At 69.2% G+C, this 24,584-nt stretch carries 28 protein-coding genes; 12 read left to right on the top strand and 16 right to left on the bottom strand.

All coding sequences use genetic code 11. The features are described 5' to 3' along the window. Window positions 1-36: 36 nt before the first annotated feature. The gene (locus ACZY1G_RS04415; RefSeq protein WP_463813804.1) at window positions 37-861 is read left to right on the top strand and encodes an SDR family oxidoreductase; all 825 of its coding nucleotides are present in this window, start codon (window positions 37-39) and stop codon (window positions 859-861) included. Here the strand turns inward: ACZY1G_RS04415 and ACZY1G_RS04410 are convergent. Together ACZY1G_RS04410 and ACZY1G_RS04405 are read right to left on the bottom strand one after the other, a co-directional pair. Then, window positions 858-1,484, bottom strand: a complete 627-nt coding sequence (locus tag ACZY1G_RS04410) for a methyltransferase domain-containing protein (RefSeq protein WP_463814842.1) — start codon at window positions 1,482-1,484, stop codon at window positions 858-860. The genes ACZY1G_RS04415 and ACZY1G_RS04410 overlap by 4 nt on opposite strands. Before the next feature lie 68 nt (window positions 1,485-1,552). Next, a complete protein-coding gene (locus ACZY1G_RS04405; RefSeq protein WP_463821695.1) occupies window positions 1,553-2,680 on the bottom strand; it encodes a glycosyltransferase family 4 protein in 1,128 nt (375 codons plus the stop codon). A gap of 91 nt (window positions 2,681-2,771) precedes the next feature. Between ACZY1G_RS04405 and ACZY1G_RS04400 the strand changes: the two genes are divergently transcribed. Beyond that, window positions 2,772-3,458: a DsbA family protein gene (locus ACZY1G_RS04400; RefSeq protein ID WP_463821694.1), complete on the top strand. Its 687-nt coding sequence runs from the start codon at window positions 2,772-2,774 to the stop codon at window positions 3,456-3,458. Here ACZY1G_RS04400 and ACZY1G_RS04395 read toward each other — a convergent pair. From ACZY1G_RS04395 to ACZY1G_RS04385, 3 genes are read right to left on the bottom strand one after another with little or no spacing between them, the layout of a single operon-like run. Next, complete coding sequence (locus tag ACZY1G_RS04395) at window positions 3,440-3,985, bottom strand: DUF3592 domain-containing protein (protein WP_463821693.1); 546 nt, start codon at window positions 3,983-3,985, stop codon at window positions 3,440-3,442. The two genes, ACZY1G_RS04400 and ACZY1G_RS04395, sit on opposite strands and share 19 nt — an antisense overlap. Beyond that, window positions 3,982-5,622, bottom strand: a complete 1,641-nt coding sequence (gene menD, locus ACZY1G_RS04390; protein ID WP_463821692.1) for a 2-succinyl-5-enolpyruvyl-6-hydroxy-3-cyclohexene-1-carboxylic-acid synthase — start codon at window positions 5,620-5,622, stop codon at window positions 3,982-3,984. Before menD ends, ACZY1G_RS04395 begins: the two co-directional genes overlap by 4 nt. Before the next feature lie 2 nt (window positions 5,623-5,624). Continuing rightward, on the bottom strand, window positions 5,625-6,407 hold the full coding sequence (locus ACZY1G_RS04385) for an alpha/beta fold hydrolase (protein ID WP_463821691.1): 783 nt from the start codon (window positions 6,405-6,407) through the stop codon (window positions 5,625-5,627). A 115-nt stretch (window positions 6,408-6,522) separates the two neighbouring features. Between ACZY1G_RS04385 and ACZY1G_RS04380 the strand changes: the two genes are divergently transcribed. Further along, window positions 6,523-7,380, top strand: a complete 858-nt coding sequence (locus tag ACZY1G_RS04380; RefSeq protein WP_463821690.1) for a type IV toxin-antitoxin system AbiEi family antitoxin domain-containing protein — start codon at window positions 6,523-6,525, stop codon at window positions 7,378-7,380. Here the strand turns inward: ACZY1G_RS04380 and ACZY1G_RS04375 are convergent. The 3 genes from ACZY1G_RS04375 to ACZY1G_RS04365 are packed head-to-tail and all read right to left on the bottom strand — an operon-like array spanning window position 7,355 to window position 10,102. After that, window positions 7,355-8,116: a DJ-1/PfpI family protein gene (locus ACZY1G_RS04375; RefSeq protein WP_463821689.1), complete on the bottom strand. Its 762-nt coding sequence runs from the start codon at window positions 8,114-8,116 to the stop codon at window positions 7,355-7,357. The genes ACZY1G_RS04380 and ACZY1G_RS04375 overlap by 26 nt on opposite strands. A 14-nt stretch (window positions 8,117-8,130) precedes the next feature. Then, window positions 8,131-9,093 carry a GlxA family transcriptional regulator gene (locus tag ACZY1G_RS04370; RefSeq protein ID WP_463821688.1) on the bottom strand — a complete coding sequence of 321 codons (963 nt, stop codon included), beginning with the start codon at window positions 9,091-9,093 and terminating at the stop codon, window positions 8,131-8,133. Window positions 9,094-9,148: 55 nt separating this feature from the next. Then, window positions 9,149-10,102, bottom strand: coding sequence for an o-succinylbenzoate synthase (locus ACZY1G_RS04365; protein WP_463821687.1), 954 nt, complete (start codon window positions 10,100-10,102; stop codon window positions 9,149-9,151). A gap of 75 nt (window positions 10,103-10,177) precedes the next feature. Here ACZY1G_RS04365 and ACZY1G_RS04360 point away from each other — a divergent pair, with 75 nt between their 5' ends. Continuing rightward, a complete protein-coding gene (locus ACZY1G_RS04360) occupies window positions 10,178-10,804 on the top strand; it encodes an SOUL family heme-binding protein (protein ID WP_463821686.1) in 627 nt (208 codons plus the stop codon). A gap of 9 nt (window positions 10,805-10,813) precedes the next feature. On the opposite strand, the gene ACZY1G_RS04355 is transcribed toward ACZY1G_RS04360, so the two are convergent. Further along, entirely contained in the window at window positions 10,814-12,376 is a 1,563-nt protein-coding gene (locus tag ACZY1G_RS04355; RefSeq protein WP_463821685.1) for a long-chain-fatty-acid--CoA ligase, read from the bottom strand. Between the two features lie 138 nt (window positions 12,377-12,514). Between ACZY1G_RS04355 and fadD8 the strand changes: the two genes are divergently transcribed. Continuing rightward, window positions 12,515-14,110: a fatty-acid--CoA ligase FadD8 gene (fadD8, locus tag ACZY1G_RS04350; RefSeq protein ID WP_463821684.1), complete on the top strand. Its 1,596-nt coding sequence runs from the start codon at window positions 12,515-12,517 to the stop codon at window positions 14,108-14,110. A gap of 21 nt (window positions 14,111-14,131) precedes the next feature. Here fadD8 and ACZY1G_RS04345 read toward each other — a convergent pair whose 3' ends face one another. The 4 genes from ACZY1G_RS04345 to ACZY1G_RS04330 are packed head-to-tail and all read right to left on the bottom strand — an operon-like array spanning window position 14,132 to window position 17,155. Beyond that, window positions 14,132-14,755 (bottom strand): SAM-dependent methyltransferase, encoded by a 624-nt coding sequence (locus tag ACZY1G_RS04345; protein WP_463813792.1) that lies wholly within the window; start codon window positions 14,753-14,755, stop codon window positions 14,132-14,134. Next, window positions 14,752-15,519: a PIG-L deacetylase family protein gene (locus tag ACZY1G_RS04340; protein WP_463813791.1), complete on the bottom strand. Its 768-nt coding sequence runs from the start codon at window positions 15,517-15,519 to the stop codon at window positions 14,752-14,754. Before ACZY1G_RS04340 ends, ACZY1G_RS04345 begins: the two co-directional genes overlap by 4 nt. Continuing rightward, window positions 15,516-16,457: an acyl-CoA dehydrogenase family protein gene (locus tag ACZY1G_RS04335; RefSeq protein WP_463813790.1), complete on the bottom strand. Its 942-nt coding sequence runs from the start codon at window positions 16,455-16,457 to the stop codon at window positions 15,516-15,518. The genes ACZY1G_RS04340 and ACZY1G_RS04335 overlap by 4 nt, the downstream gene beginning before the upstream one ends. Further along, window positions 16,454-17,155, bottom strand: coding sequence for a glycosyltransferase family 2 protein (locus tag ACZY1G_RS04330; protein WP_463813789.1), 702 nt, complete (start codon window positions 17,153-17,155; stop codon window positions 16,454-16,456). The genes ACZY1G_RS04335 and ACZY1G_RS04330 overlap by 4 nt, the downstream gene beginning before the upstream one ends. A gap of 44 nt (window positions 17,156-17,199) precedes the next feature. On the opposite strand from ACZY1G_RS04330, the gene ACZY1G_RS04325 reads away from it, so the two are divergent. From ACZY1G_RS04325 to ACZY1G_RS04300, 6 genes are all read left to right on the top strand, one after another. Then, window positions 17,200-17,916, top strand: coding sequence for an HAD family hydrolase (locus ACZY1G_RS04325; protein WP_463813788.1), 717 nt, complete (start codon window positions 17,200-17,202; stop codon window positions 17,914-17,916). Between the two features lie 11 nt (window positions 17,917-17,927). Continuing rightward, the gene (locus ACZY1G_RS04320; RefSeq protein ID WP_463813787.1) at window positions 17,928-18,368 is read left to right on the top strand and encodes a nitroreductase family deazaflavin-dependent oxidoreductase; all 441 of its coding nucleotides are present in this window, start codon (window positions 17,928-17,930) and stop codon (window positions 18,366-18,368) included. Between the two features lie 3 nt (window positions 18,369-18,371). After that, window positions 18,372-19,271, top strand: a complete 900-nt coding sequence (locus tag ACZY1G_RS04315; protein WP_463813786.1) for a 1,4-dihydroxy-2-naphthoyl-CoA synthase — start codon at window positions 18,372-18,374, stop codon at window positions 19,269-19,271. A 70-nt stretch (window positions 19,272-19,341) separates the two neighbouring features. Continuing rightward, entirely contained in the window at window positions 19,342-20,226 is an 885-nt protein-coding gene (locus ACZY1G_RS04310) for an SDR family oxidoreductase (protein WP_463813785.1), read from the top strand. Further along, window positions 20,223-21,761: a long-chain-fatty-acid--CoA ligase gene (locus tag ACZY1G_RS04305; RefSeq protein WP_463821683.1), complete on the top strand. Its 1,539-nt coding sequence runs from the start codon at window positions 20,223-20,225 to the stop codon at window positions 21,759-21,761. The genes ACZY1G_RS04310 and ACZY1G_RS04305 overlap by 4 nt, the downstream gene beginning before the upstream one ends. 17 nt (window positions 21,762-21,778) lie before the next feature. Further along, window positions 21,779-22,165, top strand: coding sequence for a VOC family protein (locus tag ACZY1G_RS04300; protein WP_463813783.1), 387 nt, complete (start codon window positions 21,779-21,781; stop codon window positions 22,163-22,165). Here ACZY1G_RS04300 and ACZY1G_RS04295 read toward each other — a convergent pair. From ACZY1G_RS04295 to ACZY1G_RS04285, 3 genes are read right to left on the bottom strand one after another with little or no spacing between them, the layout of a single operon-like run. Next, window positions 22,162-22,461 (bottom strand): DUF3349 domain-containing protein, encoded by a 300-nt coding sequence (locus ACZY1G_RS04295; RefSeq protein WP_463813782.1) that lies wholly within the window; start codon window positions 22,459-22,461, stop codon window positions 22,162-22,164. The two genes, ACZY1G_RS04300 and ACZY1G_RS04295, sit on opposite strands and share 4 nt — an antisense overlap. A 10-nt stretch (window positions 22,462-22,471) precedes the next feature. Continuing rightward, window positions 22,472-22,756 (bottom strand): hypothetical protein, encoded by a 285-nt coding sequence (locus ACZY1G_RS04290; RefSeq protein WP_463813781.1) that lies wholly within the window; start codon window positions 22,754-22,756, stop codon window positions 22,472-22,474. A gap of 15 nt (window positions 22,757-22,771) precedes the next feature. Further along, window positions 22,772-24,022, bottom strand: a complete 1,251-nt coding sequence (locus ACZY1G_RS04285; RefSeq protein WP_463821682.1) for an anion permease — start codon at window positions 24,020-24,022, stop codon at window positions 22,772-22,774. Between the two features lie 228 nt (window positions 24,023-24,250). On the opposite strand from ACZY1G_RS04285, the gene ACZY1G_RS04280 reads away from it, so the two are divergent. Then, window positions 24,251-24,583 carry a DUF3349 domain-containing protein gene (locus ACZY1G_RS04280; RefSeq protein WP_463821681.1) on the top strand — a complete coding sequence of 111 codons (333 nt, stop codon included), beginning with the start codon at window positions 24,251-24,253 and terminating at the stop codon, window positions 24,581-24,583. The last annotated feature ends 1 nt before the right edge of the window (window position 24,584 follow it).

Here is a 24,584-nt window from a genome sequence, read left to right as displayed (position 1 = left end):
GGAATGGATGCCAGCAGCTCCGGCATTGAACCGGCCATGAGCGAAAAAGTGTGGTTCATCACCGGTGCTTCCCGCGGCTTCGGACGTGAGTGGACGATCGCGGCCCTCGAGCGCGGCGACAAGGTCGCCGCGACCGCCCGTGACGTGTCGACCCTCGACGATCTCGTCACCAAGCACGGCGACGCTCTCCTCCCGATCCGCCTCGACGTCACCGACCGCGACGCCGACTTCGCGGCCGTCACGCAGGCCCATGAGCACTTCGGCCGGCTCGACATCGTCGTCAACAACGCCGGCTACGGGCAGTTCGGCTTCATCGAGGAGCTCTCCGAGTCCGAGGCCCGCGACCAGATCGAGACGAACGTGTTCGGTGCCCTCTGGGTCACCCAGGCTGCGCTGCCGTACCTGCGGGCGCAGCGCAGCGGCCACATCATCCAGGTGTCCTCCATCGGCGGCATCACCGCGTTCCCCAACGTCGGCATCTATCACGCCTCCAAGTGGGCGCTCGAGGGCTTCAGCCAGGCGCTGGCCCAGGAGGTCGCCGACTTCGGTGTGCACGTCACGCTGGTCGAACCGGGCGGCTTCTCCACCGACTGGGCCGGCCCGTCGGCCAAGCACGCAGAAGAGCTTCCCGACTACGCCGATATCCACGCGAAGGCCAACGAGTGGCGCGCATCGCGCAGCTCGGCCCCGGGTGATCCGAAGGCCTCCGCGCGGGCCATCCTCAAGGTCGTCGACGCCCCCGAACCGCCGCTGCGGGTGTTCTTCGGCGAGCTGCCGCTGCAGCTGGCCAAGGCGGACTACGAGAAGCGGCTCGCGACGTGGGAGCAGTGGCAGCCGGTGGCCCTGGAGGCCCAGGGCTAGATGGCGGCGAGCTCGGCGATCCCGCGATCGCCGAAGACTTCGACATCCTTGAGACGCAACGACACTCGCTGACCGAACTCCTCGACCGCGTCGAGCCCCACCGATGCCCAGGGGAACCACGGGCCGATCTCGGTGTCGGACTCCAGACGCTGCATCGTCGTCACCGTGCCGCTGACGGCCGGGTCGAACTCGACCACGCAGTGGCCACCGTCGCGCACCAGTGCCCGGCAACGGTTGAACAGTCGCAGCGGGTCGGCCCCCATGCCGATGCTGTCGTCGGCCAACACGACGGTCTGCCACCATCCCTCGCGAGGGAGTTCGTCGAAGACGTCGCCGCGCAAGGCCCGCGCACCGCGGCGCTTGGCGAGCTCCACCGCGACGGCCGACTGGTCGACACCCAGCGCCGGGATTCCGTGGCGGGTCAGCCAGGCGATCACGCGCCCCGGCCCGCAGCCGAGGTCGATCGTGGCGCCCTCACAGCGGGCGACCAGCGCGGCGTCACACGGGTCGTCGTCACACTCGCCGAGCCAGCGCTGCACCGGCAGTTCCCGCGTCTGATAGTCAGCTCCGCGAACCCAGCAGCGTTGCCCCCGGAGAGCGGCGTCGTAGACCGCACCGATCATCGCAAACCCCGCTTCCCGCCCGAGCTGACACAGCCAGGTGCAGATACCCACCCTGACAGGGAGCAAACTCAGGCGGCGCGCGCACCTCGGCGGCCGACCACGTCGTCGTAGTGACCGAGCAGCTCATCGCAGATCACGGGCCAGGTACGGCCCAACACACTGCGCCGCGCCGCCACGGCGTAGCGCCGCCGCTCGGCGACGAGATGGTTCACCGACTCCGAGAGCCGGTCGGTGAACTCGGCCACCGGCAGCAACAGCCCGGTGCGGTACGGGGCCACGAGATCGCGCGGGCCGCCCGCGTCCGGAGCGATCACCGGCACCCCCGACGCCATCGCCTCCTGCACCGCCTGGCAGAACGTCTCGTGCTCGCCCGGGTGGACGAAGACGTCCATGCTGGCGTAGGCCGCGGCGAGCTCGGCACCGTAGAGCGCACCGGTGAACACCGCCCGCGGTAGCCGCTGCTCAAGCTTCGCCCGGTCCACGCCGTCGCCGACGATGACGACCTGGATGTCGTCGCGCTCTGCCAGCGGGACGAGCCGCTCGACGTGCTTCTCGGGGGCGAGCCTGCCGACGAAGCCGACGACGGGCTTGCCCTCGGGCGACCACGTCCGGTGCAGCTGCTCGTCACGCGCAGACGGCGCGAAGCCGGTGACATCCACCCCGCGCGCCCACCGCTGCACTCGGGGGATGCGATGCGCGACAAGGTCTTCCATCGCCGCGGTGGACGGCGCGAGGGTGCGGTCGGCCTTGCTGTGCAGGCGGCGGGTCCACGCCCACGCGGCGTGCGACATCACGCCGACGCCGTAACTCTGCGCGAAGCCGGCCACGTCGGTCTGGAACACCGCGACCGTGGGGACGCCCAGATGACGGGCAGCGTGCACACCGCCCCAGCCCAGCAGCGCCGGCGACGCCAGGTGCACGACGTCGGGATCGAACCCGCGCAGTACGCCCACCATCCGCGGCCGCGGTACACCCAGCGGCAGCGAGGTGACCTTCGGAAACATCATGGACGGCACGCGGTGGACACGGGTGCCGTCGTGCAGCCGGTCAGCGGCGGGCTGGCCACGCGGGGTGTCGGGGGCGATAACCAGGACCTCGTGACCGGTACGACGGAGATGCTCCATCACCCGAAGCACCGAGTTGGTGACGCCGTTGACATTCGGGAGGAACGACTCTGCGACGATTGCGACGCGCACGACATGACGGTGACATCACGACCTGTCCCGCAGGTTGCGGGCAGGGATATGTCGCGCGAATTGCCCGTGGTGCGGCGTTATCCTTCCCGACATGCGGACAACGCGGACGGTGCGGCTCGTGCTCGTGCTCGGACTGCTGCTCGGCACCGTGGGCTGCGCGAAAGAGGTCACCGGTACTGCCCGCCCCGATCCCGTCACCGCCCCGTTGGCCCTGTCGGACGACGGGTACGGCATCGTCGCCGGATTCGACGACGCACCCGCACAGATCGAGATCTTCACCGAGCCGCAGTGCACCCACTGCCACGACCTCCAGGAGCAGTTCGGGGATCAGATCGCCTACTACCTGGCAGTCGGCGGAGTTCAGGTCACGTATCGCCCTCTGACGTTCCTCGACGAGGAGGGACAGGGCTATTCGGCGGCGGTAGTCAATGCGCTGTTCGCAGCCGCCGAGCCCGCAGGCGACTCGACGACGTCAGGTGTGCAGTTCCAGCGCTTCGTCGAAGAGCTGTGGGCACAACAGGATCCGGGTGGACCGGCCTTCACCGGCGACGAACTACGCACCATCGCACGGAGTTCAGGGCTTCCCGAACCCGTGGCCGACAACATCGCCAAGGCTCAGGAGGTGGTCGACGTCGCCGCCCTGGAGGACGCCAACTTCGAATCCCTCTACACCGCCGACCCGGTCAACGTCGGCACCCCGACCGTGGTCGACCTGGCCTCCGGACAGAAGGTCGACATCTCCGACGCCGACTGGCTGGATCAGCTCGTCGCGCCCTGAGGTTCCGCCGGTGCGTCCTGGGTTTCGGGCCCATCGATGCGGCGCTGCACCAGCGCGGTGACGCCCAACGCGGCACCGGCGACAAGCCATCCCAGGACCGCGATCGAGCCTGCCGGGATGATCGCCAGCGATGCGTCACGATCCTGTACCCGCACCAAATCCGGGTTGTTGGTGTCGTATTCGACGTAGATCCGCATGCCGTTCTCGAGCTCCGACGGATACAGAACACCCAGTTCCGGCCGGTAGGTCACCCTGTCGGGAGTGACGAACTCGATCGTCGACCGTCGCGGACCCGCGTCCAGCACCGTCGCTTCAGCCACCCCCATGTGCCGCTCGATCTGACGGTCGTTACGCCACGCGCCCACCATCAGAAGCACCGACTGCAGCGTCACCAGGCACGCCACCACGACGATGCCGATCCGAACCCGCCGCAGAACCCGGCCCCGACGCGTCTCCCCCGGCTCGCCGTACAGATGGGGAATGATGAACTGCCACAACGCCCTCAGGCGCGCGAGCAGTGCCGTCACAGGGCAGCCTTGATCGACGCGTGCAGTGCCCGCAACGACGACCGATCAGCCTTGACCTCCAGCACCCGCATCCCGTCGTGCGGTTCGTCGAGAGCGGAAGACAGTTGGCCCGCCTCGATCTGACGGCTTTCGACGTGATAGGCGCGGCACAGGGCGCCGACGTCGACGTCGTGCGGGGTGCCGAAAATACGCGAGGACACGTCGGCGAACCTCGGATCGCCCTGTTCGAGCAGCTCGAAGATGCCGCCGCCGTTGTCGTTCGACACCACGATGGTCAGCGCCTTCGGTAGCGGCTCAGTCGGGCCGACGAGCAGACCCGAGCTGTCGTGCACGAACGTGAGGTCACCGATCAACGCGACGGTGCGGCCCCCGGTGGCACGTTCGTGGGCCAGGGCTGCGCCGATGGCCGTCGACACCGTGCCGTCGATCCCGGCGACTCCCCGGTTCGAGCGGACCCTGACGTCCGGGGTGTTGAAGCCGACCAACGCGATGTCGCGCACCGGATTGCTTGCACCCAGTACCAACTGGTCACCGGGGCGTACCGCGTCGGCGACGGCCTGAGCGACATGGAGCCCGGTGGTCAGCGGGTGGGCGGCGAGCTGGCCGAGGACCGCCTCGCACGCCTGTCGGTTCGCCTGCGTGCACCGGTCGAGCCAGTCGAGATTCGGCACACCCGAGGTGACCGTCCGGGTGCCCGTCGCCTGGGAGTTGCCCGACACGTCCGGCCACCGCGGCCCAGTGGTCAACGCGTACACCGGAATCGACGGGTCGGCCAGCAGCGCCGACACCGGCCGGTGCAGGGTCGGGCGGCCGAGCATGATGACCTGCCGGGGCCGAATCAGGTTGAGCGCCAACGGATGCAGCGGGTTGGCCGCATAGGGCGCGGTCGGCTCGGCCACCGTGGGCAGATGCGCCAGGTTCGGGTGCGCGCCCGCGCCGTGGCCGGCGATGACGACCGTGTCGGGGGTGAGGTCGATGTCCAGCGGCTGGTCGAACGTGACCGGCGGGGTGATCGTCCACGGCCGGCCCTGCGGGCGACCTTCCGGGGCGTAGGGCTCGCCCGGTTCGTCCACCGCAGGCACCAGCGGCTCACGCAGCGGGATGTCGAACTGGACCGGCCCGGCGTTGGCCGAACGCGCGCCCGTCGCCGCCACCACCACCCGGCACGTCGCCGAGCGCCATTGCGCGTTTAACGACGCCATCTTCTCCGGGACGTCCTCGGCCAGGCCGAGGCTGATGTTGGCCCGCATCTGGGTGCCGAAGTAGCCGAGCTGTTCGAAAGTCTGATTGGCGCCGGTGCCGAGCAGCTCGTAGGGCCGGTTCGCGCTCAGCACGATCAGCGGGACACGGGCGTAGTTGGCCTCCACCACCGCCGGCCCGAGGTTGGCCACCGCGGTACCCGACGTCATCGCCACGCACACCGGGGCACCCTGCGCGACCGCCAGGCCGATGGCCAGGAAGCCGGCGGTGCGCTCGTCGATGCGGACGTGCAGCCGCAGGCGGCCGGCCCGGTCGGCGTCGTGCAGGGCGAACGCGAGTGGCGCGTTGCGCGAGCCAGGACACAGGACGACGTCGCGGACGCCGCCGCGGACGAGCTCGTCGACGACCACCCGAGCCTGCACGGTCGAGGGGTTCACCACTACAGGGTATCGGCGAAGAAATTGAGGATCGCGGTGTTGACGACCTGCGGCTTCTCGATGAAGCCCAGGTGCCCGGTGCCCGGGATCTCCAGGAACGTCGCGTTCGGCATCGCGTTGGCCACCTCGCGGCCGAGGTAGGCAGGCAGCACCACGTCGTCGGCGAACCCGATCACCAGCGCGGGCGTAACCACGTTCTGGTAGGCGGCCAGGCGGCTGCTCTGGGGTGCGATCGACAGCTGCGTGCGCATGCCCGGGGTCGGCTTCTGCGGCCACATCGTGAACATGTCGATCCAGTCGCGCACCGCGTTGTCGTCGTTCAGCGTCTTCGGCGAAAAACTCTCCAGCAGGCGCACTTTCGCTTCGAACTCGACGGGCAGATCGATCCCCGACTCGGCCAGCGCCTGCTCGCCACGCCAGAAGAAGTCGCGGGCGCGGTCGTGGCGCCCGCGGGTGGCCATCAAGACCGCGGAGCGCACCAGCTCGGGGCGCGCGACCATCAACTCCTGGGCGATGTAGGAGCCCATCGACAGCGCGACGATGCGCACCGGGGCCAAACCGAGCTTGTCGATGATGTCGACGACGTCGCCGACCATGGTCTCGGTCGTGAACCCGTCGGCGTTCTCCGTGGCACCCACGCCGCGGTTGTCGAATGTCACACATCGGTAGCCCGCGCGGGCGAACACCGGCACCTGATGCAGATGCCAGGTCCGACCAGCGCCCCCGCGACCGGCGATGAAGAGCACCGGATCGCCGGTCCCGCGTTCGTCGTAGGCCAAATTCACCCCGACGACGCTACTTGACTGCGATTTCGGCGTGGTTATCGACGGTCAGCGACGACGACCACGCCGAAATCGCGCGGGGTGGAACCGGGCGGGCGGCTCGCGCGTCCGTCTATGCATGCTCGATGACTATCTGCGACGCCACGACGGCGTCATCACGCTCGACCAGGCCCGCGCGTCAGGCCTCAGCCACGCCGCGGTCCAGCGCCGCGTCACATCCGGGCACTGGATTCGCCGCGGCCGCGGCGTGTATTCGGTCAATGACCAGCCGTTCACCGACGCTGCGCGAATCCGCGCCGCGGTGTGGGGTTACGGGTCCCGGGCGGCAGCAAGCGGGTTGGCTGCCGCCTGGTGGCATGGCCTCACGGCGTTCGCACCCGAAACCGTGGAGGTCACCGTCCCTCGCAACAGCAACGGCAGACAGCACTCCGGGACGCGACCGCGTCGACGAGATCTCGTCTCGCGCGACGTCGTCGAAATGACCGGCCTGAGGGTGACCGCTCTTCATCTCACGGTCGTCGAGGCCGCTGCGCGCAGGGGCGGGGGCGCCAGACTGCTCGACACAGCGCTGCAGAAGAAGACCGAGCTGCAGCCGCTGTGGCAAGCGCACCTGAGACACAAGGGTCGACACGGCGCGCCGCGCTCGCGCCGTCTACTCCAGGCGGCCGACCACGGAGCGCGGTCGCATGCCGAACGGATACTGCTCACGTTGCTCAGATCCGCCGGAATCACCGGATGGAAGGCCAACTATCCGGTCGGCGGATATCGCGTGGACGTGGCGTTTCCCAGCGCACACGTCGCCATCGAGGTCGACGGGTTCGCGTTCCACAGCGGCGCGAAGGAATTCCAGATCGACCGGACGCGCCAGAACCACATCATGCTGCTGAACTGGCAGGTACTCAGGTTCACTTGGCTGGACCTCACGGAGTATCCCGACCGGGTGATCGCTGTCATCCGGTCGGCGATTTCGGCGTGATTGTCTTCGCTGAGCGACGACGAGCACGCCGAAGTCGCACGGAGTGCAGCGCGGCGTCCCACATCAGGCCGCCGGCTGCCGCCAGCGACGCGGGTGTGGCCAGGTCGCGGGTCATCAGCGCGGTCGCGGCGGCCTTGGTCGACGCGGACGCCTTCGACATGTGCCCGGAGTCGAACGGCGGCTGCGGGTCGTACTCCATCGACAGCTGGATGGCCTTCGCCTTGGCCTCGCCACCGATGCGACCGGTCAGCCACAGCCCCAGATCGATACCCGCGGAGACGCCGGCGCCGGTCACGATGCGCTCGTCGGCGGCCACGATCCGCTCGTCGCCGACGGGCGTCACGCCGAACGTCCGCAACACCGGCAGCGCCGCCCAGTGCGACGTCGCCCGCTTCCCCGTGAGCAGCCCCGCGGCGGCCAGGATCACCGACCCCGAGCACACCGACGCCGTCCACGTCGATGTCTCGTGCGCACGCCGCACCCAGTCGAGCACTCGCTTGTCACGTGCGTGCTCGAGCGTGGTCATACCGCCGGGGATCAGCACGACGTCCGGCGACGGGGTCTCGTCGAAGCTGTGGGTGGCCCCGACGAGCAGCACCTCGGAGTCCGCGGCGATGGGCCCGGGCTCGTGCCACACGAAGCGGACCTCGGTGTCGGGCAGGAACCGCAGGCATTCGTAGGGTCCGATGAAGTCCAGTGCGGTGAACCCGGGATAGAGCACGATCGCGACCTGCATGGTCGGATCTCCTTTCAGGCGAACGTCTTCCGATAGTGGTCAGGGGGTATGCCGAGGCGGCGGACGAAGGTGCGGCGCAGCGTCTCGGCCGAGCCGAATCCGCAGCGCGCGGCGATCACGGTGACGGGATCGTCGGTTTCCTCCAGCTGGCGGCGGGCGGCCTCGACGCGGATCCGCTCGACGTACGCGCCGGGCGCCTCACCGACCTCCTCGCTGAACACCCGGGTGAAGTGCCGCGGGCTCATCGCCGCGCGACGCGCCAGCTCGGCGATGCTGTGGGTTCCGCTGGGTGCCGCCTCGATGGCTTCCTGCACGTCACGGATCGGGGTGCGGCGTGCGCGAGGCATCCACACCGGGGCCGCGAACTGCGTCTGTCCGCCCGGCCGGCGCAGGTACATCACCAGGTGGCGGGCCACCGTCTGCGCGGCGTCGGTGCCGAGGTCGTCTTCCACCAACGCCAACGCGAGATCGATACCCGCGGTGACGCCCGCGGCCGTCCACACCCGATCCGAACTGCGCATGAAGATCGGGTCCGGGTCGACGGTGATGGATGGGAACTCCGACGCCAGCTGCGGCGCGAACGCCCAGTGCGTGGTGGCGACGCACCCGTCGAGCAGACCCGCCTGTGCAGCCAGCACCGCGCCGCTGCACACGCTGACGAGGCGGCGGGCGTGGGGCGCGACGGCGACGATCCAGTCGACGAGGTCGGCGTCCTTACGGGCGGCCTCGGTGCCGATTCCGCCGGGCAGCACGACCGTGTCGACGGGCGCGGCGGGATCGGGGAGCGGGTCGGCGACGAGTGTCAGGCCGGTGCCGGTGCTGACCGGCTCACCGTCCACGGACACGACGCGGACGTCGTAGCCGTCGGCGCCGACACTGCCGGCATACAGCGACGCGCCCGTGAATACGTCGAACGGGCCGATCATGTCGAGCGCCTGCACACCCTCGAACCCGAGGATGAGGACCTGCCGCGCCATGGTCCTCAGTCTCGGGGACAGGAGCTCATGGCGTCCAGGCCATGCATCCCACAGATCAGGACACGAAAGGCCAGCACTCGCGGATGCGGTCGATCCACCACTGCCGTCGTTGAGCGTCGGCTGCCAGTGCCGCGAGTCGGGCCGGTTCCGGGATGACTGCCCCGGCGCTCAGGAACCCGTCGACGGGCGGGGTGGGCTCGGCGACGTCCTCGACGAACAGGCTCCCGGTGCCCAAGCCGCAGGCGTGGTGCAGTTCGGGCAGGCAGCCGGCGGCGACCAGGCCGGCTCCGATACCAACCGCGGAATCGAGGGCGCTGGACACCACGATCGGGATGTCGATCTGCGCGGCGATCGCGAGCATGGCACGCACCCCGCCCAGCGGGGCGACCTTGAGCACCGCGACGTCCGCCGCCCCGGAGCGGACCACGTGCAGCGGGTCGTCGGCCTTGCGAATGCTCTCGTCGGCGGCGACCGGGACGTCGACCCGGCGACGCACGTCGGCCAGCTCGGGCACCGTCGCGCACGGCTGCTCCAGATACTCCAGCGGCCCGTCGGCTGTCAGGGCCGCAGCGGCGGCGACGGCGTCCTCGACACTCCAGCCGCCATTGGCGTCGACGCGCACGGTGGGCACGACGGCGCGGACGGCGTTCACCCGCGCGACGTCGTCGGCCAGGGTCTGGCCGGGCTCGGCGACCTTCACCTTCGCGGTGCGGGCGCCGGGAAACCGGGCCAGCACCTCGGGGACCTGCGCGGCCGTGACGGCAGGCACGGTCGCGTTGATCGGGACGCGGTCCCGCCGCGTCGGCGGCAAGGGCTGGTAGGCGGCCTCGATCGCGGCGGCCAGCCAGTGCGCGGCTTCGGCGGGGCCGTATTCGAGAAATGCGCCGAACTCACCCCAGCCGGCGGGGCCGTCGATCAGCGCTACCTCCCGCGTCGTGATGCCACGGAACCGCACGCGCATCGGCAGGGAGACGACATGCACGCGGTCGAGGAGGTCGGCGAGGTCCATCGCCGCCACCTTAGGACCCATCTGCCCGCGGGGCGGCGGCGAATAGTTCGATGAGTTACCGGGAAGGAAGGTGCCGTGAATCCGATACTGAAGTTCGCCAGCCAGCTCGGCGAGTCCGCGCTGTCCATCGTCGGCGTGCGGACCGTCGAGGAACCCCACTACATCAGGCGGCCGCTGACCGATCGGGTGGAGATCCGCCAGTACGGCTCACGGATCGCCGCCGAGACGACGGTCACCGGTGAGAAGCAAAAAGCACTCAACGCCGGGTTCCGGCGACTGGCCGGCTACATCTTCGGCGGCAACCACCGCGACACCGAGATCGCGATGACCGCACCGGTGAGCCAGGCCGCCGGAAAAACGGACCCAGAGGAGATCGCGATGACCGCGCCCGTCTCCCAGACCGGCAACGCCGACGACGGGTGGACAGTCCGGTTCTTCATGCCGTCGAAGTGGTCTCTTGCGACCCTCCCGACACCCGACGACGAGAACGTCCGGCTGGTGACGGTGCCGCCCGCGACCGTCGCGGTGCTGGCGTTCACCGGCGACCGCAGCGCCGCCGCCATCGCCGCCCGCAGCGAAGAGCTGCGAATGACACTGCGGGACAACGGCATCGAACCCGTCGGCGAGACAACAGGGTGGTTCTACGATCCGCCGTGGACGCTGCCGTTCCGGCGGCGCAACGAGGTCGTCGTATCGATCTAGACCAGCGATCTAGACCGTCGCGCGGTCCCTGTTGTCCCAATGCGGCTTGCGCAGTTCCTTTTTCAGGACCTTGCCGGTGGGGTTGCGGGGCAGCTCGTCGGTGATGTCGATGGTCTTGGGGCACTTGTAGGCGGCCAGGCGCTCGCGGGCGAACGCGATCAGGTCCTTCTCGGACACCTCTTGTTCGACCACGACGACCGCCTTGACGACCTCGCCCCACTTCTCGTCGGGCACACCGATAACCGCGACCTCGACCACGGCCTCGTGTTCGGCCAGCACGCGTTCCACCTCGATGGAGTAGATGTTCTCGCCGCCGGAAATGATCATGTCCTTGAGCCGGTCCTCGACGAAGATGTAGCCCCCGTCGTCGACGCGGCCGATGTCACCGGTGCGGAACCAGCCGTCCTCGGTGATCGCCTCCGCGGTGGCCTCGGGCTTGTTGTGATAGCCCTTCATCAATTGTGGTGAGCGGAACCACAACTCGCCCTGCTCACCGGCGGGCACCTCGTCGAGGGTGTCGGGATCGACGACGCGCACCTCGGCGTTGGGCACCAGAGTTCCTGCGCTGGAGAGCCTTTCCTCGCGGCCGGGATCGCGGTGCGCCTCGGGCAGCAGGTGGCTGATCACCCCGCACAGTTCGGTCAGACCGTAGGCCTGGATGAAATCCGTTTCAGGCCACGCCTCGAGCGCCCGCCGCAGCAACGGCAGCGGCATCGGCGACGCCCCGTACCCGTAGGTCTTCAGTGACGCGAACAGTTTCACCGCGTCCTCACCCGAGTCGAGCACCTTGGCCAGCACGGCCGGGACGAGGAAGGTGCGGTTGGCGCCCTTGAAGATGGCGCCGGCCAGGGACGCGCCGTCGACCTCGCGGGTCATCACGCTGGGGAACCCGTCGTGAATCGCGAACTGCGCGTAGGACGATCCGCCGACGTGGAACAGCGGCATCGACACCATGTTCTTGTCACCCTCGTCGAACTCGAACCCCTCGTGGGCGTTGACGGTGTGGGCGATGATGTTGGCCTGCGTCAGCTCGACACCTTTGGGACGTCCGGTGGTGCCCGAGGAGTACATGATGATCGCGACGTCGTCGGGTTCGACGTCGTCGGACCGCTGGACCGGCGTCGATGCCTCCAGGATCTTCTCGTACTCGTCGTCGCCCTCGGGCGTCACCGCAATGACGTGCTCGATGGTGGTGAGCTTGTCGCGGATCTTGTCGATCGAGCCCATGAACTCCTTGCCGGCGATGAGCACCTTGGCATCGGAGTCGCCCAGCACGTAGTCGAGTTCGTCGGCGGCGAGGCGGAAGTTGATGATCGCGGTGGCCGCACCCAGCGAAGCGGCGGCGATGGTCAGCTCGATGCAGGCGGGATGATTCTTGTCGAGGAACGCGACGACGTCCCCCCGGCCGATACCGCGCTCGGTGAGCGCACCGGCCAGGCGGCGGATGCGGTCGTCCCACTGCGCCCAGGTCCAGTTCCGGTCGAGGAAGTCCATCGCCTCCGCGTCGGGTTGGGTCGCGGCCCAGTGGGCGACGCGTTCGTCGAGGAAGCGGGGTTCGGGCAGATCAGCCATGGTCAGCAGCGTGCCACGCCGCTGTGCGTCGGGGCTGTTGTTTCGATGGATCGACCCTGCGGCGAGAGGCGTGACGTGGCGCGAGTACCCGGTGAGGGAGGCTTGGTTGAAATTGGAACACGTTCTAGTCTGTAGGCCATGACCGATCTGCTGCGGCACCCCGTGCACTCCGGACACCTGACAGTCGGCGCCCTGAAGCGGCACCGCGACCGGCCCGTGCTGTTCCTCGGCGACACCACGCTCACCGGGGGTGAGCTGGCCGATCGCATCAGCCAGTACATCCAGGCGTTCGAAGCGGTGGGGGCAGGAACCGGTGCCGCGGTCGGGCTGCTGTCCCTCAACCGGCCCGAAGTCCTGATGATCATCGGCGCCGGCCAGACCCAGGGCTACCGGCGTACGGCACTACACCCTCTCGGCTCGCTCGACGATCACGCGTACGTGCTGTCCGACGCCGAGGTGAGCTCGCTGATCATCGATCCGAACCCGATGTTCGTCGAACGGGCGCTGGGGCTGCTGGACAAAGTGCCCTCCCTCAAGCAGATCCTGACCGTCGGACCCGTTCCGTCCGAGCTGGCCGACGTCGCGGTGGACCTGACCGCCGAGGCCGCCAAGTACCCGGCGAAGCCACTGGTCGCGGCGGACCTGCCGCCTGACCACATCGGCGGGCTGACCTACACCGGCGGCACCACGGGCAAGCCCAAGGGCGTGATGGGAACGACGCAGTCGATCACCACGATGACGACCGTGCAGCTGGCCGAGTGGGAGTGGCCGGAGAACCCGCGCTTCCTGATGTGCACGCCGCTCTCGCACGCCGGCGCCGCGTTCTTCACCCCCGTCGTCGTCAAAGGCGGCGAGCTGATCGTGCTGACGAAGTTCGACCCGGCCGAGGTGCTGCGCGTCATCGAGGAGCAGAAGATCACCGCGACCATGCTGGTGCCGTCGATGATCTACGCGCTGATGGATCATCCGGACTCCCACACGCGTGACCTGTCGTCACTGGAGACGGTGTATTACGGTGCGTCGGCGATGAATCCGGTACGGCTGAAGGAGGCGATCCGTCGCTTCGGGCCGATCTTCGCGCAGTACTACGGGCAGTCCGAAGCGCCGATGGTGATCACCTACCTTTCGAAGAAGGACCACGACGAGAAGCGGCTGACCTCCTGTGGGCGGCCGACGCTGTTCGCCCGGGTGGCGCTGCTCGGCGACGACGGGAAGCCGGTGCCACAGGGTGAGGTGGGCGAGATCTGCGTGTCCGGGCCGCTGCTCTCGGGCGGGTACTGGAAGCTGCCGGACGCCACCGCCGACACGTTCAAGGACGGGTGGATGCACACCGGAGACCTCGCCCGCGAGGACTCCGACGGCTTCTACTACATCGTCGACCGCACCAAGGACATGATCGTCACCGGCGGCTTCAACGTGTTCCCCCGCGAGGTGGAAGACGTTGTGGCAGAACATCCTTCAGTGGCGCAGGTGTGCGTGATCGGCACGCCCGACGAAAGGTGGGGCGAGGCGGTGACGGCCGTGGTGGTGCTGCGGCCAGACGCCGCGTCCGACGAGGGTGCCGTGGAGACGATGATCAGCGAGATCCAGGCGGCTGTGAAGGAGCGCAAGGGTTCGGTGCACACGCCCAAGCAGGTGGTGGTGGTCGACTCCGTGCCGGTGACCGCGTTGGGCAAGCCGGACAAGAAGGCGGTGCGGGCGCAGTTCTGGGAGGGCGCGGCCAGGAACGTGTGAGCGTGCGTGCGCTCGCCGGTGCTAGGCGCCCGGGATGTTGGTGCGGGTGGCGACGGAATCGCCACCCGCCGTGTCGAACACGTCGATGACGACATCGTCGTCGCGGTAACCGCCGAGACGGTGCAGACCGGGAGTCTGCGTGATGATCTCGTTGGCGTGGTCGCCGGTCATCGGATACTCGGCCACGGCGTGGCGCCAGTGCGCGGCCACGACCGTTGCGGGGCGTGGCAGCCGCGGGATCTCACGCTCGAGCACCGCCCGCAGCGTCTCCGGCTGTAGGTAGTAGCACACCTCGGACAGCACGACGAGGTCGAAAGGCCCGTTCGGCCATGGCGAGTCGAGCGATGCACGCCGCAGGTCAGCACGGCCGATCACCCGCGCCGCGGCCAAGCGCCGATGCGTGGCGTCCAGCGCCGCGACGCTCACATCGATCGCGGTGATCCTGTCGCAGCGGCGCAGCAGCCGCTCGGTGAGCACACCGACCGAACATCCCGGTTCGAATGCGCGGCGGTAGCGCCGGTACGGCAGCAACGCCATCGTGATCGCGTACTTGCGCTCCTCGTACCACCGCGTACCCAGCGACCACGGATCGTCCGCCTCGGCGTACATGCGGTCGAAGAACGCGTCGGGCAGCCGGGCACTCAACAGAACGCTACTTCGCCGACCGTCAGGAGGCGATGCAGAACCTCCGGCGGGAGGACCGGGGCCCCGCCGGGAGTCGGTGCGGTGTACTGGCTTTCGAAGCACCGCGCGGCTCGTCGCTTGATCTCCAGCGCCTCGGCGGTGAGCCGGGCCATCCGCGCGCGCTGCCACGGTACGGCGTCGTCTCCCGGAAACGACCAGTGCCACATCCACACCGGGTACTCCACCAGCACCCCACCGGTCTCCTCGACCGCGGCCGCAGCAGCCCTACCGACCGCCTCGTGATCGGGGTGGCCGTCCCCGCGCCACGGAGCGGCACACCAGGTGCCCGCCGGCTTCCCGTCGAGAATCTCGACTAGCAGGTCGGTGAGCCGCCGCTCGTGATCCCCCACCCGCCCGTCGGGCAGTCCGAGACTCACCGGCGCGTACATCCCCAATGCGGTTGCCGCCCGGCGCAATTCGTCACGTCGCGTCTGCTCGAGCCGGTACCGCTGCAGGACGGACAGATCCGGGTAGGCCGCTCCGCCGTCGGTGGCCGACACGATCTGCGTGCGCACGCCGGCCCGCGCCAGCAGTGACGCCGTCGCACCGAACCCGAGGGTCTCGTCATCGGGATGCGCCCCGACCACCACGAGCTCCGGACACCGGGCGAGGTCCAGTTCGGGCAGATGCAGACCGGCGTCGACCCAGACGTGCGTCGGGGTGCCGCCGTCGGGGACGGGCTGCGCGGAGAACCGCGCCCCGTTGCCGACCTGCGCGGCCGTCACGCCGACGTCCCCGCGAGCACACCCAGCCGTTCCAGGTCCCGTTCGGCATGACTCTGCCGGACGTAGACGGACAGGTCGGCCACGCGCCGCGCGTGCTCGACGTCCAGGCACAGCGGCGCCGGCCCGAGCGCTCGCGCGGTACGGCCGATGGACTCCTCGACCGCGGTTTCCGCGATGGCTCGGAAACGGCGGGCCAACAGTTCCCCGCGACCGGCGTCGTCGGCAGGGTCGGCGTCGACCGCTGCGGCGGTGGCGACCAGCGCAGCGTCCGCGGCGGCGAGCGCGGCGTCGACCGCGCCCAAGTGCGCCAACGCGTGCGGGTCCGCAGTGCCCGCGGCCGCCCGTCGATACAGCGGTTGGGCGACGGCGCGCGCACCACCCAGCCAGCATGCCGCCACCCCGGCGCCGCCGTGCCAGAAGCCCGGCCGGCTCAGGTACTCCCCGGGCCGGCCGACCGCGACCGCGGGGGTGTCCTCGAACTGCACGGATCGAGTGTCGGACTCGGCCATGCCCGTCGCCCGCCAGGTGCTGGGCAGTGGGTGCACGCCGGGCGCACCGAGGTCGACGGCGAACAGCCCGCGACGGTCGCCGGGCAGCTGCGCGGTCACCAGCGCGTGCGAACAGAGCCCGGCGCCGGAGCACCACGCCTTCACACCGTCGAGCCGGACCCGGTCACCATCGACGGTCGCCGACACCACCGCATCGGGCGGTTCGGCCGCCCACACACCCCACCACTGCCCGGGCTCGGGACGGGGCCCGCCGAGTTCGGCGAGGATCGCCACGGCATCGAGGTGTGCCTCGGCCAGCCGTCCGGCCGTCACGTCCTCGTCCGCCATTGCGGCCAGCCGTCGCCAGCGCACCGCCGTCTCACCCCGACCCGGCAGTGGCAGTTCGAGATCGCCCGCAGCCAGCCAGCGCTTGACCAGCCCGACACTCACGAGGCCGCTTTTCGGGACAGCCCCCGCAGATGCGCGGCGAAGCCGCCCGGCGCGCGTCCGTCGACGCGATCCGACGTGGCCACCGAGAGCCCGCTGTCCCGGTGTATGAGCAGCCGCGCCGCCAGGAACCTCTCCACCAGGTCGGCATCCTCTGCCGTCGCGAGGGCGCGGAACCCGCCGACCTGCCAGTAGGCCGACGCCCGGAACCCCATGTTGGCGCCGTGCACGTGCGAGTGCCCCGGTCCATCCGACTGATAGGCGCGCAGATAACGACGCACCACGGCGGCAGGCAGGTTGCGCCACAACGGAACCCGCACCACACCGAGCACCATGTCGGCGCCAGGGGCGGTCATCCGGACCAACCAGTCGGAGCTGACCACGCTGTCAGCGTCCGTCGTCGCGTACCAGGTCGTCGGCCCGTCGTCGCGCAGGGTCCGGGCGTATTCGAAGCCGGCGGCACGTGCGGCACCGACGTTGCCGGCGTCGACCGAGACGACGTGGACGTCGGGACCGAAGCGCCCGGCCAGCTGCTCACTGCCGTCATCGCAGGCGTCGAGTACGACCACGATGAGCACCGGGACGGACACGCACAGCGCCGCCGTGGTCAACGCCCGCAGGCACTCAGGCAGCCGGTCGATCTCGTTGTGGGCGGGCACCACCACGACGATCTGCTGCAGAGACGTCTCAGGCGTGCGCATAGAAGGATAGTTAGCCGCAATCCGACCGTTTCACACCTGGCACGATGGTCCCCGTGGCCGATTCCGTGACCGACGTGGATGCAGTGCTGTTCGACTTCTCCGGCACCCTGTACCGGCTCGAGGAAGACGACAGCTGGTTCGAGGGCATGACCCTCGACACCCCCGACAACAAAGAAGTCGACGCGCACGTGCAGGCCGAGCTGGTGCACCGGCTCACCGTGCCGACCGGGCAGACGGTGTCGATGACGCCCGAGGCGCTCAATGCGTGGGTCAACCGAGACCTCGCCCCCCACCTTCATCGCGAGGCCTACCTGCATGTGCTCCGCGAATCCGGGCTGGCCCGCCACCACGCGGAAGCGTTGTACGCCAAGGTGATCGACCCGATCTGGTGGACGCCCTACCCGGACACCGCGACCGTGCTGGCCGGGCTGAAAGAACGCGGCATCAAGACCGCCGTGGTGTCCAACATCGCCTTCGACATCCGGCCCGCATTCGAGAGGATCGGCGTGGCCGACGACGTCGACGTCTTCATCCTCTCGTTCGAAGTGGGCGCGACCAAGCCGGATCCGGCGATCTTCACCGCGGCGTTGGAGCAGCTCGGCGTGCCCGCCGAGCGTGCGCTGATGGTCGGCGACAGCGACGAAGCCGACGGCGGCGCACGTGCCCTGGGTTGCCGGTTCGCGCTCGTCGACCCGCTCCCCACGCGGGACCGACGCGACGGCCTCATCGCGGCCCTGGGGGCGCACGGCATCCCGCTGTAGCGTTGAGAGTCATGGCGAATCCCCGGCCGCCGTGGTGGCTCAAACCGATGAACAAAGTGCTGATGGCGGCGACACGCATCGGGATCATCAAGGACGGGCCGATGGTGCTGACGGTCACCGGCCGCAAGTCCGGCCAGCCCCGGTCGACGCCGATCACGCCGTTCGAGGTGGACGGCCGACGCTACGTCGTCGGAGGCTTCCCCGGCGCCGACTGGGTGCGCAACGCGCAGGCCAACCCCGAGGCGGTGCTCGAGAAGGGCAAGGTCCGCGAACCCGTACGGATGGTGGAACTGTCCGCCGAGGAAGCGCGTCCGCTGCTGCGGCAGTTCCCGGTGCTGGTGCCCACCGGGGTGAGCTTCATGAAGAACGCCGGACTGGTCACCGGGCCGAACCCTGACGAGTTCGAAGCGCTGGCCGGGCGCTGCTCGGTGTTCCGGTTCGATAGCGTCTGACGGGTGAGCAACCCGTTCGACCCCAGTCTGTGGCAGCCGGTCGCCGGCTTCGAGGACCTGACCGACATCACCTATCACCGGCACGTCAGCCAACCGACCGTCCGCGTCGCGTTCGACCGGCCCGAGGTGCGCAACGCGTTCCGGCCGCACACCGTCGACGAGTTGTACCGGGCCCTCGACCACGCCCGGATGAGCTCCGACGTCGGCGTCGTGCTGCTGACCGGCAACGGCCCGTCCCCCAAGGACGGCGGCTGGGCGTTCTGTTCGGGCGGTGACCAGCGCATCCGCGGCCGCTCCGGCTATCAGTACGCCTCGGGCGAGACCGCCGAGACCGTCGACCCCGCGCGCGCCGGCCGGCTGCACATCCTCGAGGTGCAGCGCCTGATCAGGTTCATGCCGAAGCCGGTGATCTGCCTGGTCAACGGCTGGGCCGCCGGCGGCGGCCATTCGCTGCACGTCGTGTGCGATCTGACGCTGGCGTCCCGCGAGCACGCCCGGTTCAAGCAGACCGACGCCGACGTGGGCAGTTTCGACGGCGGCTTCGGGTCGGCCTACCTGGCCCGTCAGACCGGGCAGAAGTTCTCTCGCGAGATCTTCTTCCTCGGCCGGCCCTACACGGCCGAGCAGATGCACGCGATGGGTGCCGTCAACGAGGTCGTGGACCACGCCGATCTGGAAACCGTTGCACTGCAATGGTCTTCGGAGATCAACGGGAAATCACCGCAGGCCATCCGGATGCTGAAGTACGCGTTCAACCTGCTCGACGACGGGCTGGTGGGCCAGCAACTCTTCGCCGGCGAGGCGACACGCCTGGCCTACATGACCGACGAGGCCGTCGAGGGGCGTGATGCGTTCCTGGAGAAGCGCGACCCCGACTGGACCCCCTTCCCCCGCTACTTCTGACAGCGATTTCGGCGTGGTTGTCGTCGGTGAGCGACGACAACCACGCCGAAATCGCGAGAGAGGACGCCCCATGGCACGGAACCCGCTGCGGCGGCTGGCCGAGCAGGTCGTGTTGACGAGCATGCGGCCGCCGCTGATCCCCACCCTGCTGCAGTACCGGCCCGACAGGGAGATCGTCGACCTGGCCGGCAAGCGGATCCTGCTGACCGGCGCCTCGTCCGGCATCGGCGAGGCCGCAGCCGAGAAGCTGGCCCGCCGCGGCGCCACGGTGATCGCGGTGGCCCGCCGCCAGGAACTGCTCGACGAGCTGGTCACCCGCATCACCGACGCCGGAGGCAGTGCACAGGCCCACGCCTGCGACCTGTCCGACCTCGACGCGATCGACGCGCTGGTCGACACCGTCGCGACCGAGTTCGGCGGCGTCGACATCCTGATCAACAACGCGGGGCGCTCCATCCGCAGGCCACTGGAGGAGTCCCTGGAGCGCTGGCACGACGTCGAGCGCACGATGACGCTCAACTACTACGGCCCGCTGCGGCTGATCCGAGGGCTGGCGCCCGGCATGCTCGAACGCGGCGACGGGCACATCATCAACGTCTCGACCTGGGGCGTGAAGACCGAGTCTCCGCCGCTGTTCGGCGCCTACAACGCCTCCAAGGCCGCACTGTCGTCGATCAGCAGGATCATCGAAACCGAGTGGGGCGACCGCGGCGTGCACGCCACGACGCTGTACTACCCGCTGGTGAAGACCCCGATGATCGCCCCGACCCGCGCCTACGACGGGCTGCCCGGGCTGTCGGCGAGCGAGGCGGCGGGCTGGATCGTCACCGCGGCCCGGCACCGCCCGGTCAGCATCGCCCCGCGGATCGCCGTCACCGCGCACGCGATCAACAGCATCGCCCCTTCCGCGGTCGACACGATCATGAAGCGTCAGCGCATGCAGCCGAGGAAGTGAGCTTCACGGGGCTGGCCGACGTCGTCCGCGGCCAGGGCCGGCAGCGCCCGGACGCCCCGGCGCTGATCGTCGGCGACCGCACCATCACCTACGGCGCCCTCGACGCCCGCTCCAACAGGGTGGCCCAGGCCTTCGCGGCCGCAGGTGTTCGTCGAGGCGATCGAGTGGCCTTCATCGACCGCAACGGTGCCGAGTTCTTCGAGGTGATCGCCGGGCTCGCGAAGCTGGGTGCCGTGGGGGTGCCGATCAACTGGCGGCTCGCACCCGCGGAGATGGCGCACATCCTGACCGACTGCGGCGCCGCCGCCATTGTGGTCGGCGCTGACTTCTTCGGCCACGTCGAGGCCCTCGAGGCACAACTCACCGCGCACGTCATCGCGATCGGCCCCCACCCCCGCTGGCCCGTCTTCGACGACTGGGTACAGGGCCATCCCGCCGCCGACCCCGGCGTCGTCACCGGGCCCGACGACCTGGTGCTGCTGATGTACACGTCGGGGACGACGGGTCGGCCGAAGGGCGCGATGCTGTCCAACGCCAACTACGTCTGCAAGACCCGCGGCGTGGCCGGCCCATGGCAACTGGGCCCCGACGCGGTCAGCATGGCCGTGATGCCCCTGTTCCACATGGCCGGTTCGGGCTGGGCGTTCGCGGGGCTGTGGCACGGCGCGCGCACGGTGGTGCTGCGCGACGTCGACCCGGTGGCGATCCTCGACGCGATCGAGACGCACGGCGTCACCAACATGCTCGTCGTCCCCGCCGTGGTGCGGATGCTGCTCGACACCCCCGGGATCGCGAGCGCCGACGTGTCGAGCCTGCGCATCGTCGTCTTCGGTGCATCCCCGATCAGCGATGACGTGCTGCGACGCGGCGTGCAGCGCTTCGGCGACGTGTTCGCCCAGGTGTACGGCATGACCGAGACCACCGGATCCATCACCCAGCTGGCCGCATCCGAGCTGACACCGGAGACCATGCGCTCGTGCGGCACCGCGTATCCGTGGGTGCAGCTTCGCATCGTCGACGCCGACGGCCTCGACGTGCCGACCGGCGACATCGGCGAGGTGTGGACGAGGTCCGCGCAGAACATGCTGGGCTACTGGCAGAATCCGGACGCCACCGCCTCGACGCTGGCCCCCGACGGGTGGCTGCGCACCGGCGATGCCGGCTATCTCGACGCAGACGGCCGCCTGTACCTGCACGACCGCATCAAGGACATGATCGTCTCCGGCGGGGAGAACGTGTTCCCCGCCGAGGTGGAGAACGTCCTGATGGCCCATCCCGAGGTGGCCGACGTCGCCGTGATCGGTGTGCCCGACGACCGCTGGGGCGAGGCAGTCAAGGCCGTCGTCGTGCCCGCCGTGGGAACGCACCCGAGCGAGCAGGCCCTCATCGACTTCGCCCGCGCGTACCTCGGCGGTTTCAAGCTGCCCAAGAGCGTCGACTTCGTCGATGCACTACCCCGCAACCCGAGCGGCAAGATCCTGAAACGGGCTGTGCGCGAACCCTATTGGCGGGGTGTCGGCCGCCACGTCGGCTGACGTGATAGACACGGGCCATGGAGATCCTCGCCAGCCGGATGCTGTTGCGGCCCGCGGACTACGAGCGCTCCGTCGCGTTCTACCGCGATGGCCTCGAGCTGGCGATCGCGCGCGAGTACCCCGGGGGCACCGTGTTCCACGCCGGCCAGTCGCTGATCGAAATCGCCGGCCACGGCGCACCCGCCGAGGGTGCCCCGCCGTTTCCCGGGGCGCTGTGGCTACAGGTCCGCGACCTCGCCGCGACTCAGGATGCGTTGCGCCACAGGGGAATTGATATCTCCAGGGAAGCGCGACAGGAGCCGTGGGGGCTGATCGAGATGCACGTCCACGACCCCGACGGAGTGACGCTGATCGTCGTCGAAGTCCCCGACGACCACCCGCTGCGTCGCGACACCCGCGGCTAACGCGCGGGGGCCGCCAGCGGCCAGCCGACCGACGCCAGACGCGACGCGACCTGGTGCATCTCCTCCGGGTTGGGTTCCTTGTCGGTCACCACATGGATGGCCGCACGGATCTCCTGCTCGGTGACCTCGTCGGAATCGGTGCTCTTGAGCACGGTCTGGGCCGCCTGCACGACCTCTTCTTCGGTGAGCGTGCGCGAGAGCAGCGCCAGCAGCGGGAAGTAGTCCTTCTGCGGGACACCTTGCGGGTAGCCGTCGTGCAGCCAGGTCAGGATGCTGTTGAACGTGTGGTCGGCCATCACGATCAGCTCACTTTCCGGGGAGGAAGGGAACGGGGTTGAACCCGAAGTGGTGGTTGATGGTGCCCTTGGTGATGTAGAGGATGCCGATCAGGATCACGGCGGCGACGAAGGCGAACAGCAGCAGGCCGAGGGCCTTCAGCGCGGGGTTGGGGGCGTCGACCGTTCCGTCTGCCTCGGCCCCTCCGGCTCCGCGGGAGTAGGCGACCAGCCCGACGGCGAACAGCGCGGGCAGGCCGGCACCGAGGACGAGACCCACGGCGAGCACCTTGAGGATGGCTTCCAGGTAGGACATGTGCGTTCCTTAGCTCTAGACCGACGCCGCGGGCTTCTCGGCGGATGCTGTGAAGTCGCGTGCGTCAGCGGGGACCACCGAGTTGGTGGACTCGTCCCAGTCGGCGTTGACGTTGTGGTGGTTGACCTTCTGCTGCTGTGCCCGCCAGTACATGTAGCCGGAGAGGGCCACCAGGATGACGAAGATCAGGCCGTCACCGGCGAGTGCGTTGCCGGTGACGTTTTCGACGATGTGCGACAGCCAGAAGGACAGCGCGCCGACGATGCCGGCGGCCGGCAGCGTGATCAGCCATGCGGTGGCCATCCGGCCGGCGACCGCCCAGCGCACCTGCGCGCCCGGCTTGCCGACGCCGCTGCCCAGAATCGATCCCGTCGCGACGTGAGTCGTGGACAGGGCCATGCCCGCCGCACTCGAGGACAGGATGATCGCGGCCGACGACGCCTCGGCGGCCAGCCCCTGCGGCGACTCGATCTCGACGAGGCCCTTGCCGAGCGTGCGGATGACCCGCCAGCCGCCGATGTAGGTGCCCAGGCCGATGGCCAGCGCGCACGACGCGATGATCCAGAACGGCAGGCCGTCCTCCTTCACGTTGCCGGTGAGGTGGCCGGTGGTGATCAGCGCGAGCGCGATGACGCCCATCGTCTTCTGCGCGTCGTTGGTGCCGTGCGCCAGAGCGACGAGCGAGGCGGTGGCGATCTGGCCCCAGCGGAACCCTTCCTCGCGACGCTTCTTCGCGACGTTGCGGGTGAGGCGGTAGACGATCCAGGTGCCGCATGCGGCGACGAGGCCGGCGATGAACGGGGCGGCGAGAGCGGGGATGACGACCTTGCTGATCACGCCGCTCCAGTTGACCCCGGAGGTGCCGAGGGCGGCGAGGCCGGCGCCGATGAGGCCGCCGAACAACGCGTGCGACGAGCTCGACGGGATGCCGAACAGCCACGTGAGCAGGTTCCACAGGATGCCGCCGATGAGGCCGGCGAAGATGATGGTCAGCCCGGTGGAGGCATCGATGCCCGACACCAACGATCCGGTCTTGCTGTCCTGGATCTTGAGCACGGACGTCGTGACCGTGATCGCGACCTCGACGGACAGGAACGCACCGACGAGGTTCAGCACCCCGGCCAGGATGACCGCGGTCTTGGGCTTGAGAGCACCGGTGGCGATAGACGTCGCCATCGCGTTTCCGGTGTCGTGGAACCCGTTCGTGAAGTCGAATGCCAGCGCCGTGGCAATCAACAGCACGAGGATGATCAGCTCTCCGCTCATGACCATGATTCTGCTGGCCCATAAGCGTTTTTGACTAATCGACATGGGCCCGAATCCGGGGGGCCACATGGCACTTTTTCCACAGCAGGCCAGGTGTTCATCTGATGTTCATCTCTGAGCCGGCAGCCGTTGTGCCGCAGCGTCGCCGAACGCCCTCGCACGGGGCCCGGGGCTACTATCGAGCTGCCGAGGGCACTTCGCCCCGACGTCTGCACGGGAGATGAGACGTTGACCAAATTCCTGGCCAAGATCGTGGCGTGGATCGCGGCCGGCTATCCCGAAGGCGTGCCAGGTGCTGATCGGGTGCCGCTGCTGGCCCTGCTGCGGCGGCGCCTCACCGACGACGAAGTCAAAGCCGTGGTGGCCGCCCTGACCGCGGACGCTGATTTCGGCGCATCTGCCTCTGCGCCGTCCGGCATCGACACTGTCGACATCGGGGTGTTGATCACCCAGATCACCGACGAGCTCCCCTCGCCCGAGGATGTCGAGCGGGTGCGTGAGCGGCTCGCCGCGCAGGGCTGGCCGCTCGACGATCCCCGCGACAGCGAGGACACCCCATAGC

The organism is Mycobacterium sp. IDUB_5 (genome assembly GCF_055419565.1).
Note: the sequence above shows the minus strand (reverse complement) of the source record. Positions and strands in the feature narration are given on the sequence as shown.